The 12,585-nt window shown below is 57.8% G+C and carries 9 protein-coding genes; 4 read left to right on the forward strand and 5 right to left on the reverse strand.

The window, feature by feature from the left end:
- Nucleotides 1-50: 50 nt before the first annotated feature.
- The 5 genes from B2W96_RS05530 to B2W96_RS05550 form a co-directional block, all read right to left on the reverse strand.
- Nucleotides 51-794, reverse strand: coding sequence for a type 1 glutamine amidotransferase (locus tag B2W96_RS05530; protein ID WP_293009290.1), 744 nt, complete (start codon nt 792-794; stop codon nt 51-53).
- Nucleotides 794-2,128, reverse strand: a complete 1,335-nt coding sequence (locus tag B2W96_RS05535; RefSeq protein ID WP_293009291.1) for a Mur ligase family protein — start codon at nt 2,126-2,128, stop codon at nt 794-796. Before B2W96_RS05535 ends, B2W96_RS05530 begins: the two co-directional genes overlap by 1 nt.
- A complete protein-coding gene (locus B2W96_RS05540; protein ID WP_293009292.1) occupies nt 2,125-2,799 on the reverse strand; it encodes a cyclase family protein in 675 nt (224 codons plus the stop codon). The genes B2W96_RS05535 and B2W96_RS05540 overlap by 4 nt, the downstream gene beginning before the upstream one ends.
- 92 nt (nt 2,800-2,891) lie before the next feature.
- Nucleotides 2,892-4,757 (reverse strand): tRNA uridine-5-carboxymethylaminomethyl(34) synthesis enzyme MnmG, encoded by a 1,866-nt coding sequence (gene mnmG, locus B2W96_RS05545; protein ID WP_293009293.1) that lies wholly within the window; start codon nt 4,755-4,757, stop codon nt 2,892-2,894.
- 37 nt (nt 4,758-4,794) lie between these two features.
- Nucleotides 4,795-5,646: a metallophosphoesterase gene (locus tag B2W96_RS05550; RefSeq protein WP_293009294.1), complete on the reverse strand. Its 852-nt coding sequence runs from the start codon at nt 5,644-5,646 to the stop codon at nt 4,795-4,797.
- 847 nt (nt 5,647-6,493) lie between these two features.
- Between B2W96_RS05550 and B2W96_RS05555 the strand changes: the two genes are divergently transcribed.
- The 4 genes from B2W96_RS05555 to B2W96_RS05570 all read left to right on the forward strand — a co-directional run bounded on the left by B2W96_RS05555 (nt 6,494) and on the right by B2W96_RS05570 (nt 12,546).
- Nucleotides 6,494-7,162 carry a hypothetical protein gene (locus B2W96_RS05555; RefSeq protein WP_293009295.1) on the forward strand — a complete coding sequence of 223 codons (669 nt, stop codon included), beginning with the start codon at nt 6,494-6,496 and terminating at the stop codon, nt 7,160-7,162.
- A gap of 236 nt (nt 7,163-7,398) precedes the next feature.
- Entirely contained in the window at nt 7,399-9,480 is a 2,082-nt protein-coding gene (locus tag B2W96_RS05560) for a sodium-translocating pyrophosphatase (RefSeq protein ID WP_293009296.1), read from the forward strand.
- Nucleotides 9,481-9,740: 260 nt separating this feature from the next.
- A complete protein-coding gene (locus B2W96_RS05565; protein ID WP_293009297.1) occupies nt 9,741-10,595 on the forward strand; it encodes a patatin-like phospholipase family protein in 855 nt (284 codons plus the stop codon).
- A 163-nt stretch (nt 10,596-10,758) separates the two neighbouring features.
- The gene (locus tag B2W96_RS05570; RefSeq protein WP_293009298.1) at nt 10,759-12,546 is read left to right on the forward strand and encodes a Na/Pi cotransporter family protein; all 1,788 of its coding nucleotides are present in this window, start codon (nt 10,759-10,761) and stop codon (nt 12,544-12,546) included.
- The last annotated feature ends 39 nt before the right edge of the window (nt 12,547-12,585 follow it).

Below are 12,585 nucleotides of genomic sequence, written 5' to 3' on the forward strand. Positions count from 1 at the left end.
CGCCGTCTCATGAGACGGCGGGTGCGCTGCGTGATTCTTCAAAAAGGTTTTCAGTGTGCTTTATCAGCTTCAAGCCGGGCCAAAAGCTCCCGGCAGGCGGTGGCATAGGCCTCCTCCTCCATCCGGTAAATGGGGAGCTGCTCGGGCAGCTCTTCGCCCCGCCGGCCGTAAATAGCGGAAATCACGTGGCGCAGAAGGGGCGGATTTTTCACAAGAAGGGGACCCGTCAGCTCGGAGGCAAACACGTTGTTTTTCCGAAAGCCCTCCGGCCCCTGCTCCTTCTCGTTGCCATAGCCTAAGGTGAGCTTTGTCACAAGGGGCGTGACGATGCCGCTTACCAGCGTGCAGGAGTTCATAAAGCCCACCACAGGCTCCTCATACAGGTCCGTGTGTCCGTATACGTCTCCCACAAACCGTTTCTTCCCCTGCTGGCTGCTGAAAGCGCCCACCCGAAGACCCATATAATATTTTCCCGCCGCATCCGTGACGGACTGGCCCAGCATCTGCATGGCCGTTCCGCAAAAAAGCATGGCCACGCCGTCGTCCACGGCGGCGCGAAGCTCCTTTCCAAAACGGACAAAGTCCTCGATGGCCGCCTTTTGGCTGCGCTCCGTCCCCGCGCCCACGAACACAAAGTCCGCACCGGAAAAGTCCATCGCGTCTCCGGGGCGAAGTGTTTCCACCGTCACAGAGTTGCCCATATCCTCCAAGTGACGGCGCAGAATTGCAAGGTTTCCCCAGCTCCCGTACAGGTTCATCAGGTCGGGATAGATGTGCAAAAACCGAAGCTCCATCACACAGCCTCCTTTTCCACATGGGCCAGAAGCTTATCCCGGTCGGAGAAGCAGGTGAGGACGTACACGTCCTCCGCCCCGTCGTTCTTCAAGGCTTCGCACGCCTCGGCAATGTCGGGGTGCAGCTCAATTTTCTCTCCCGGCACGTCCGTAAAGGACAGGCGCACCGCAAGGTCGGACGCATACTGTCCGCATAAAAGCACCCGCTGCACCTGCTCGCAGTTCAGAAGGTCAAAGTCGATGTCCCACAGCCAGCTTGTTTCGCTGGTGTAGTATTTGCGGCTCACCGCGTCCACAATCACCACCACCGTGCAGGGGTCCTCCGTGGCCCGGACATAACGCAGGTTCGTGTCGTAGGCAATGGAGTTTTCGTGCTTGCTGGTGAGCAGCATCCCGTGGTGCGCGCCCAGCAGAAAGCGGACCATCCGCCCATTTTTCAGGATATAATTGTCAATGGTTTTTGCAAGTTCCGCCACCGGCACGCCGCACTCATGGCACACGGCGCAGGCCGCCAGAATATTATAGACGTTATAAATGCTGCGAAAGGCCAGATGAACGGTCATCGCGTCGCCGATGCGCAAAATTCCCTCATCCAAATCCAGCTCCGTGGCGGCATAGTCGATTTCAAAGGGCCGGGTAAACTCACACTCATTGCAGAAATAGCTGCCGATGTGGTTGAAATGGTAGTAGCGATACTTCATGGGGGACTTGCATACCGGGCAATAGGCCCCGTCGTGGTAGACCCCGGAGGGTTCCTCCGTGGAAATGGAACAGCGCTCCAGCCCAAACCATTTCACGTTGTCCCGGTTCACGCCGAAGCAGGCGGAAAGAGGATCGTCGGCGTTGAGAATCAGCCGCGTCTCCGGAAACATGGCGGGCGAAAGCGCGTCAAACACCCACTCGGGGTGGCCGTTCCGGGTCAACTGGTCCCGGTACAGGTTCGTAACCACGAAATGGGTGGGATGGAAAAATTGAAAGCTGTGGACGGCGTACCGCTCGTCTGACTCGATCAGCAGCACGTCGGCCTTCATCACGCCGCCAAGGGTGCAGTGGGTCAGCACCGTGGTGGTGACGCCCTCAATCTGGTTGGAGCCTTCCTCGTTATACACCACGGTTTTTCCAGACGCCCGCAAAATGGCTGCAATCATCTCCACGGTGGAGGTCTTGCCGTTGGAGCCGGTGACGGCGATTACCAGCGGGGGCAACGTCACTTGACGCAGAATGTCCGGGCAGATCCGCAGCGCGTACTTGCCGGGCAGGGAGCTGCCGCGCCCCACCAGCTTTCCCACAAAGCGGCCCGCCTTGCATATCAGGATGGCAAGAAGCTTTTTCATGGCTCAGAGCTTTCCTCCTTTTCCGAAAAATCGCGGAACTCCGCGATGGCCCGGACGGGCGCGCCGTCCGCATCCATAAATTTCATCGGCAGGGCAAAAAACATCATGTCCTTCCGGCCCACCACCTTTTTTAGGCACAGGCTTTCCACAATTACCAGTCCGCCGCCAAGCAGCACCTTGTGAACCGGGCGGCACGGGGTAGCCAGTGTGTCCACACTCAGCGCGTCGGTCCCCACGCCCTTTAAGCCGCAGGAGACGAGATACTGGGCCGCCTCCTTATCCGGGACGGGAAAGGTGTCTTCAAAATAGGCGTCGGTCCCCCACTTTTTCTCCCAGCCGGTATAAAACAGGACAAAGTCCGTGGACAGCACCGCGCCATTGAGGCTGCGCAGAAACTCCGCTGTGATGACCTCGCCGGGGGCAAGGGCGGACACGTCCACCACCGCCGCCCGTCCGCAGAACTGAGATACGGGCAGCACGTCCAGCGTGGATCCGTGGGACAGGATGTGGGAGGGCGCGTCCATATGCGTGCCGGTATGGGAGGCAAATTGAAGCAGCGTCTCCCGATAGCCGTTCCGGGTCAGATTTCCGGTGGACTGGAACACGGGCTGAGAAGTGCCGGGATAAACCGGCATGTCTTCGCGGATGGTGTGCGTCAGGTCGAGAATCATAGTATAACTTCCTTTTCCCGAAAGTAAACCGCGCGCCGTCTTCCAGAGCGCGCATTTTTCAGATGACTTGGCCGGGCTGAGTGCTGGCAAAGTCAGCGGCTGAGATAAACCATTAAAACGGCGATGTCCGCCGGGGATACGCCGGAAATCCGGGATGCCTGTCCCATGTCGGAGGGGCGGAGGTCGGCCAGCTTTTCCCGGGCCTCCAAACGAAGTCCCCCGATGGAGGCGTAATCCAAATCCACGGGAAGTGCCTTGCCTTCCATGCGGCGGAAATCCTCCACCTGCTTTTCCTGCCGGCGGATGTACCCCTCGTATTTCACGTTCAGCTCCACCTGCTCTGCCTCGGCGAGGGTCAGGGCCGGGCGGCTGGGGTCGAAGGGGGACAGCTCCTCATAGTGGACGCCGGGACGGCGAAGCAGGTCGATCAGGCGGCAGCCGTCGGTGATATCCGCTGTCTCCTTTCCCGCGAGAAACGCGGATAAAGCCGCCGAGGGGCCGACGCCCGTATGGGTCAGGCGGCGAATCTCCGCGTCCACCCGGGCGTATTTTTCCTCCACCGCCTGCAAACGGACGTCAGAGATCAGGCCGATGCGGTGGCCGATGGGGGTCAGCCGCCGGTCGGCGTTGTCCTCCCGCAGAAGCAGGCGGTATTCGCTGCGGGAGGTCATCATGCGGTAGGGCTCTTCGGTTCCCTTGGTCACAAGGTCGTCAATCAGCGTACCGATGTAGGATTCCGACCGGGAGAGGACCACGGGGGGCTTTCCCAGCAGCTTCATGGCGGCGTTCACCCCCGCCATAAAACCCTGCACCGCCGCCTCCTCATAGCCCGAGGAGCCGTTGAACTGCCCTGCGCCGTAAAGCCCCGGAATCTTTTTGGATTCCAGCGTTGCATACAGGGCAGTGGGGTCTACGCAGTCATACTCGATGGCATAGGCCGGGCGGGTCATTTCCGCGCGCCCAAGGCCCGGAACGCTGTGGAGCATTTCAAGCTGAATCTCCTCCGGCATGGAAGAGGAGAAGCCCTGCACATACAGCTCCTCGGTATTCAGCCCCATGGGCTCCACAAACAACTGGTGGCGCTTTTTGTCGGGAAAGCGGACCACCTTTGTCTCAAAGGAGGGGCAGTATCGGGGGCCTACGCCCTCGATGACTCCTGCGTAAATGGGAGAGCGATCCAGATGGTCCAGCGCAATCTGCTTTGTTTCCTCCGTGGTCCATGTCAGCCAGCAGACCGCCCGGTTCACCGGCGGCGTTTCGGTTGTAAAGGAAAAGGGCGGGGGCGACTCGTCCCCCACCTGCAGCTCCATCTCGTCAAAGTCCACGCTGCGGGCGTTGACGCGGGGCGGCGTGCCGGTTTTAAACCGGCGCAGGGGTAAACCAAGCTTCACAAGAGCGTCCGTCAAACGGTTCGCAGCGTGCATCCCGTCGGGGCCGGAGGCTTCCACGCACTCGCCGATCAGCGTCCGTCCGTTTAAATAGGTGCCGGAGGCAATAATCACCGCCCGGACGGAATACACCGCCCCGGTGGAAAGCACCACCTCGCTCACCGCGCCGTCCCGGATGCGGATTTCCACCGCCTCGCCTTGACGGACGGTGAGGTTTTCCTGCCGTTCCAGTGTGTGCTTCATCCGCTCCTGATATTTCCGCCGGTCCGCCTGCGCCCGGAGGGACCAGACCGCAGGGCCTTTCCCTCGGTTTAAAAGGCGGTATTGAATGCAGCACTCGTCCGCGGCCCTTGCCATTTCACCGCCCAGCGCGTCCAGCTCCCGGACAAGGTGGCCCTTGCCGGTGCCGCCGATGGCGGGGTTGCAGGGCATGTTGCCCACCGCGTCCAAATTGATGGTGAACACCACGGTGCGCAGGCCCAGCCGGGCGGACGCCAGCGCCGCCTCAATTCCCGCGTGGCCCGCGCCAATCACTGCGATATCAAATTGTGCGGCATGAAATTCTCTCATGATCAATCCTCAAAAAAGCCCCGTTCAGGGACTGAAATCATAGCGCCCGCCGCAGCGTCAGAACTGCCACCTCCGGCCGGTTAAACAGCCGCGCGGAAGGGAAAATATTGCCAAGGCCCCGGGACACAAAAAGCTTTGCGCCCTCCACCGTGTAAAATCCGGAGGTGTAGGACGGGAACAAACCCTGATGTGGGTCTACTAACCCGTCGGTAAAGGGAAGGCGGACAAGGCCGCCGTGGCCGTGACCGGCCAAAGTCAGGTCATAGCCCAGCCGGTAATACTCCGTGGCAAAGAGGTTGTTCCGATGGGCCAGCAGCAGGCGAAAATCGTTTTCCCCATAGGCTTCCAGCAGTTCCCGCGTCATGTCCTCGGGCGTTTTCTGGTCGGCATAGGCATTGGGGTCGTCCACGCCAGAGAGAAGAATTCGCTCTCCGTCCCGCTCGATGGGGACGGTTTGATTTCTAAGGCAGGTCACGCCCGCGCTCTCCAGCGCGGCGCAGACGTCTTCCGCCTGCCGTAAGGCCCACTCGTGGTTCCCCGTCACATAATAAGTGGGAGCCAAAGCCGACAGTGCCCCGCCGATGGCGGCGGCGTATTGAAGAGGCCGCTTCGTATTTTCGTCCACCAAATCGCCGGTAACGGCAATCAAGTCCGGCGACTGAGCCGCCACCGCGTCCAGCAGGCGCTTGTTTCCCTCTCCGAATTCCTTCCCGTGAAGGTCTGAAAGCTGAACGACCACGAGCCCGTCAAACCCGGCGGGCAGGCGGACGGAGGAAAACTCCGCCCGGGTTACCTCCAGCGCGTTGTTGTCCCAAATTACAAAACCGGCCAATGCCAGAAAAATCAGCGCCGACTCCGCAATGCGGCGGCGCACGGTAGCTTTTTTCATCAACAGCGTCCCTCAAACCGTTCTTCGCACCGCCGAAGCGGTGCGGTCCGGGCCGCCGAAAAAATACGGCGACGACTTACGGCGAATGCAAGTGGTCCTTGCCACCTCGCGTATGGTGATTATAACATAAATTTATGACCTCTGACGAGATGAAAATTCAACAAAGAACCAAAAATAATTTGCCTTTTCTGAGGGGCGTCTCGTGAGATATGACAAAACCAAGGGATGTCTGACAGCGTTTTGGGTGTAAAATAGAGTTTACCCAAAAATGTTAAAAGAGTTGAATTGTAAGATGCGCATAAAAAAATGTTAAGTTTTTGTAACAAGCGTCAAAAAGCACTTGCATTTTGAAAAAAAGTAGCTATAATAAAAATTACAAAAGAACAGAGAGGAGGCGCATACAATGATGCAGAACGACAAGTTCACAGCGTTTGATCTGGACGACCTGATTTATGGCACTGCCACGCAGGTACCCAGCGATCGCTAAGGCAGCAACGGAGCCGCGCTTGTAAAAGCGTGGGTTTTTTCTATTTTGGGAAGAAATTGGACCTGAACCGGAGGCGGACGCGCCCCGGCAGGCCGCTGCCGCCCCACGCAAAACGAAATAGGATGGATTTGACGCCGCGAGGGAGAGCCTCAGCGGCGTTTTTTGGCGCTTTGGGAGTAAAACGAGTCTCGGCGGGCAAAAATGGACTTGTATCCCCACTAAAGTAAAAAATAGATTGTTTTTTGGCGGAAAACTGGAAAAATCAGTGGATTTTTTCCCATAGATGTGATACATTTGAACCACAAAGGGAAATTTTGGCGGACCGTCCGCCAAACCCGCGGAAGGGAGAGGAACGCCTGTATGAACGCAAAGAAATATGCTGCGCTGTTTTTGTCCGCCGCGCTCCTGACCGGCTGTGGTGATTTGGCGGGGGTGGCTGTTTTTCCTGCCGTTTCCAGCGGAGAACCGGCGGAGACTGTGGCTGCTTCGCCCCAGGAGGATGCCGCCGGGTCCACGGAAATGATGAACGCGGCGGAAACCACAGGCAGCGCCCGGGAGATGACGGAGGAGGAGGTCCTTGCCGCCTATGACCGGGCCGTGGCCGCGTACGAGTGGTTTGAGCTGAATCCCCTGCCCTGCGTGGGTCCCATGCGGCAGGAAAACGGGGTAAACTATCAGCGGGTGGAATACGCCGGACTATACACGCTGAACGATTTGGAGACCTATCTGGAAAGCCTTTTTTCAGAGAATGTGATTGCCCGCCTTCTGGACCGGGAAACGCCCGCTCCGCGTTATCGGGATATTGACGGTGCGCTGTACGCCCGCCCTGACGGCCGCCCGGCGGACACCGGAAAGGGCGCCGCCACCGCCGCTGTGGAGCGGGAGGAGGATGGGTCTTACCTGATCAATGTGACGGTGGACTTGCTGGACAGAGATCAGACCACGGTCACCGGTGCGGAATTTTATGCGTTCCCCTATCGGGAGTTGAACGGCCGCTGGGTATTTGCGGATTTTGCGCTGGTATATTAAGCCCCTCCTCGGCGCGGCCTCTGCAGGATATTAAAAAAACAATGAGAGACAGGCTCCCAGAGAGCTTGTCTCTCTACATTTTTGGAGGCAAAGCTGAATATTGATAAAAAAACAGGGAAGATTTCGTGCAAATGCATAGGTAATACTATCTTGTAAAAAATTTTCCGTATGTTAAAATGTATGCGACGTAAAAAATAGCTAACAAATTACGGCATGAAGAGGAGTGGAGAAAACCTATGGAAAACATGTTCTGGATCGGCTTTGTCGGCTTTGCGCTTGCACTTGGCTTTGCCTGGGTGCAAAAGAAGAAGGTCATGAGCTACTCCGAGGGAACGGAGAAAATGCAGAAAATTGCGGCTGCTATCCGGGAGGGCGCCAACGCCTATTTGAAGCACCAGTATGCCACCGTGGCAAAGGTCTTTGCCGTGGTGTTTGTCATTTTGCTGGTGATGGCCTTCGCTTCCGGCGGAGAAATGCTCTCGAAGTTCACGCCGTTTGCTTTCCTCACCGGCGGCATCTGGTCTATGCTGGCGGGCTTTATCGGCATGAAAATTGCCACCAACGCCAACGCCCGCACGGCACAGGCCGCATCCGAGAGCCTGAATAAGGGCCTGCGGGTGGCGTTCTCCTCCGGCTCGGTCATGGGCTTCACCGTCGTGGGCCTTGGTATGCTGGATATCTCCACGTGGTACTTTTTGCTGCACGGCCTGTTCGGCATCACCGATGCGGGCCAGCTTGCCAACATCATGGTGATGAATGGCATGGGTGCTTCCTTTATGGCTCTGTTTGCCCGTGTGGGCGGCGGAATCTACACCAAGGCAGCCGACGTGGGCGCGGATCTGGTGGGTAAGGTTGAGGCCGGTATCCCCGAGGACGATCCCCGCAACCCCGCCACCATCGCCGACAACGTGGGAGACAACGTGGGCGACGTGGCCGGTATGGGCGCAGACCTGTACGAGAGCTATGTCGGTTCCATTCTGGCGTCCTTCGCCCTGTCCGCCGTGGCCGGATATGGCTATGCGGGCATGCTGCTGCCCATGCTGATTGCGGTGTGCGGCATCGTGTGCTCCATTATCGGTTCCTTTTTCGTCAAGACGAAGGAGGATGCCACCCAGATGTCCCTCCTGCGCTCTCTGCGCACCGGTACATATCTTGCCGCTGTGCTCTCCGCCGTGCTGGCCGCGCCGCTGACGCTTTACACCGTCGGCAACTGGGGCGTGTATGTGGCCATTCTCTGCGGGCTGGTGGGCGGCTGTGCCATCGGCTATTTTACGGAATACTATACCTCCGACACCTATAAGCCCACCCAAAAGCTGGCGGCTTCCTCCGAAACCGGCTCCGCTACCGTCATTATCGGCGGCCTTTCTCTGGGCATGCGCTCCACAGCGGCCTCCATTCTCATCGTGGCTGCCGCGGTGGTCATCAGCTTCTTTGCCGCCGGCAGCGGCGACTTTGCAAAGGGCCTGTACGGCATTGGCATCGCCGCAGTGGGCATGCTGTCCACGCTGGGCATCACGCTGGCGACGGACGCTTACGGCCCCGTGGCCGACAACGCAGGCGGCATCGCCGAGATGGCGGGCCTGCCCGAAGAGGTGCGGGAGCGGACCGACGCGCTGGATTCTCTGGGCAACACCACCGCCGCCACCGGCAAGGGCTTTGCCATCGGCTCCGCCTCTCTCACCGCGCTGGCTTTGCTGGTGTCCTATGTGAACATCGTGGAGCAAAAGGGATTTACCATGGACCTGTCCATCACCAGCCCCACGGTGCTGGTGGGCCTGTTTATCGGCGCGATGCTGACCTTTGTGTTCTCCGCGTTCACTATGAGCGCCGTGCAGACCGCCGCACAGTCCATCGTGATGGAGGTTCGCCGCCAGTTCCGGGAGATTGCCGGAATTATGGAGGGGAAATGCGACCCGGATTACGCCTCCTGCGTAAGCCTTTGCACCAGGGGCGCCCTGCGGGAAATGGTGGCTCCGGCCCTGCTCGCCATTATTGTCCCCATTCTGACCGGCCTGATTCTGGGGCCTGAGGGCGTGGTGGGCCTGCTTGGCGGCGTGTCCGTCACGGGCTTTGCTATGGCGGTGTTTATGTCCAACGCCGGCGGAGCATGGGACAACGCCAAGAAGTACATCGAGTCCGGCCACCACGGCGGAAAGGGCTCCGACTGCCACAAGGCCGCCGTTGTGGGCGATACCGTGGGCGATCCCTTCAAAGACACCTCCGGACCGTCCCTGAACATTCTCATCAAGCTTTGCTCCACCGTATCCATCGTGTTTTCCGGTTTGATTATCGGGTTCAACCTGATGGGGATGCTGTAAGTCGTACTATTAAGAAACGCCCCGCCGAGGCATGGCCCCGGCGGGGCGTTTTGTGTGCCTGAACCGTTTTTTGCCGCCTGTCCATTTTTTTCTGGCATGGGACAGGAACTCTGCGGAGGAAGTGAACTTTTGCGGAGCCGAAGCTTCGTGATTGGGTCTTTGTGCCTTTTTTGCCGCTGGGCTTGCCCCGGCGGCAAAAAAAGCGTATGATAAAGAACGGCCCCTCCAAGAGGCCTCTTTAAGCATTTTGAGGTGATACTATGAAATCAGGAATTGTGATGGAGGGCGGCGCGCTGCGCACCGTTTTTTCCACCGGCGTGTGCGATGCGCTGCTGGACGCGGGGTTGATGCCGGACTATTTCATCGGCGTGTCCGCCGGGGCGGCCTACGGAGTGAGTTATCTCTCGCGGCAGAAATGGAGAAATTTGAATATTCTCTGTCACTACGCCAATGATAAACGGTATATGGGTGTGAAAAACTTGCTCAATCCCAGCAATCGGTGCTATTTTGGGCTGAAGTTTTCTTATGAGGAGATTCCTAACCGGTACATTCCCTTTGACTACGGGACGTTTGCTGCTTACCCCGGCGAGGCCGAGGCGGTTTTGACAAATCTTGACACGGGAAAGGCAGACTATCTCCCCATTCCCCGAAACAGTGTGCAGTCTGCCGTTTTAAAGGCCACCTGCGCCATGCCCCTGCTGTTCCCCGTCTTTCACATTGGCGGACAGCCTTATCTGGACGGAGGATGCGCTGACCCTATTCCCTGGCAGAGGGCGCTGGACAAGGGCTGTGACCGCATTCTGGTGGTGCTGACCCGGGAACGGTCTTATGTCCGCAAGCCGGAAAAGTCCGACAGTCTGATTCGGCGGCATTACCGGCATTATCCTAAGTTTCTCGAAACCATGGATTGGCGGGCGGACGCGTACAATGAAAACCGGGAGCGTCTGTTTGCGCTGGAGAGGGCGGGGCGGGCCATGGTGATTGCCCCGGCGACCACAGAGGGTTATTCCCGCACGGAGAGAGACACAGAAAAAATCCGTGCCCTGTGGCAGGACGGCTATTTCCAGGGCCGCGCGGCTGTGCCGGGTCTGGCGGAATTCTGGGGCGGAGCGTGACCTGCGGGAAATTTTTATAAGGAATTTATACCGAGGGGCTTCCTATCGTGACAAATTTTTTATATAATAACCTTACGCGACTTTTTACGGGCTGCGTTTACATACGAAATGCGGCGGGGAAACAGACGAGTCTGTCCCGCGAACGACAAAGGAGAACCGTTTGATGGACATTTTTTCCGTCTTCACCCTCTGCGGAGGTCTGGCCTTTTTCCTCTTTGGCATGAACATCATGTCCAACAGCCTTGAGAAAATGGCAGGCGGCAAGCTTGAGCGAACGCTCAAGCGCATGACCTCCAATCCGATGAAGAGCTTGCTGCTGGGCGCAGGCATCACCATTGCAATTCAATCCTCCTCCGCCATGACGGTGATGCTGGTGGGGCTGGTGAACTCCGGCGTGATGGAGCTTGGGCAAACCGTGGGCGTGATCATGGGCAGCAATATCGGAACCACGCTGACCGCATGGATTCTCTCCCTCAGCGGAATCGAGAGCGAAAACGTATGGGTAAACCTGATCAAGCCGGAGAGCTTTGCGCCGCTGGTTGCGCTGGCGGGAATTTTACTCATCATGGTTTCCAAAAAACAGAGACGGCGGGACATCGGCCGTATTTTTATGGGTTTTTCCATTTTGATGTACGGTATGGAGCTGATGGCAGCTTCTGTCAGTCCACTGAAGGACATGCCCGAATTTTCCAGCATTCTCACCGCGTTCAATAATCCCATGCTGGGCGTTCTGGTGGGCGCGGTGGTGACCGGTGTCATCCAATCCTCCGCCGCATCCGTGGGTATTTTGCAGGCGCTGGCCATCACTGGGTCTATTACCTACGGCATGGCCATCCCTGTCATCATGGGCCAGAACATCGGCACCTGTGTCACCGCGATCCTCAGCTCCATCGGCGTGAGCCGCAACGCAAAGCGGGTGGCGGCGGTCCACATTTCCTTTAACATCATCGGAACCGTCATTTGCCTGATTTTACTTTACGGCGTGGGAAGCGTGGTAGACCTATCGTTTATGAACGAAACGGCGGGTGCGGTCAGCATTGCCTTGTGCCACACCATTTTTAACGTCTTTACCACCCTTATTCTGCTCCCCGCCTCCAAGCAGCTTGAAAAGCTGGCATGCGTGCTGGTTAAGACGGATACGAAAAAGGACCAGTTCGCGTTTCTCGACCCCCTGCTGTTGCGTACCCCAGGCGTGGCCATCAATGAGTCTGTGTCTATGGTGGGAGAAATGTCAAAGGTTGCCCGGGAAAACGTTTTGTTGGCTATGGAGCAGTTGGAAAGCTATTCCTCCTCCCGGGAAGCGAAGATTTTGGAAAACGAGGACAAGCTGGATATTTACGAGGACCGTCTGGGTGATTATCTGGTTCAGATTTCCCGTCACGGACTTTCAGGGGAGAGCAGCCGTCAGGTAAGCCGGCTTCTCCACTCTATCGGGGACTTTGAGCGCATGGGCGACCACGCGCTGAACGTACAGGAGTCGGCGCAGGAGCTGCACGACAAGCAGTTGGAATTTTCCGACGCCGCCCGGCGGGAGCTGAGTGTCCTCAAGGGTGCGCTGGAGGACATTATGGATCAGGCCATGGGCTGCTTTGCAAGCAACGACCCGGAGGCTGCCGTCCGCGTGGAGCCGCTGGAGGAGACGATTGACCGGCTGATTGAGGAAATCCGCCTGCGGCACATTGACCGTCTGCAATGTGGGGCGTGCACCATCCAGTTGGGTTTTGTGCTCAATGACCTTTTGACCAACTTCGAGCGTATTTCCGACCATTGCTCCAACATCGCCGTCTCTGTCATTGAAATGAGCCGCCGGGACGTGGACGCCCATACGTATCTGCACAACATTAAGCACGACAGCAACTTCGTCCGGGATTTGCAGATAGACATGAGCCGTTATACGCTGCCTGCGGTGGAGAGAGGCCCCTCCGGCGAGGATAAGGAGTGCATGATCTAAGAGTTCCGTTTTGCACGAATGTAAAGAGCAAAAAGCGCG

Origin of the sequence: Oscillibacter sp. UBA6647 (assembly GCA_002455655.1) — a bacterium.
In the GTDB taxonomy this organism is placed as follows: domain Bacteria; phylum Bacillota; class Clostridia; order Oscillospirales; family Oscillospiraceae; genus Oscillibacter.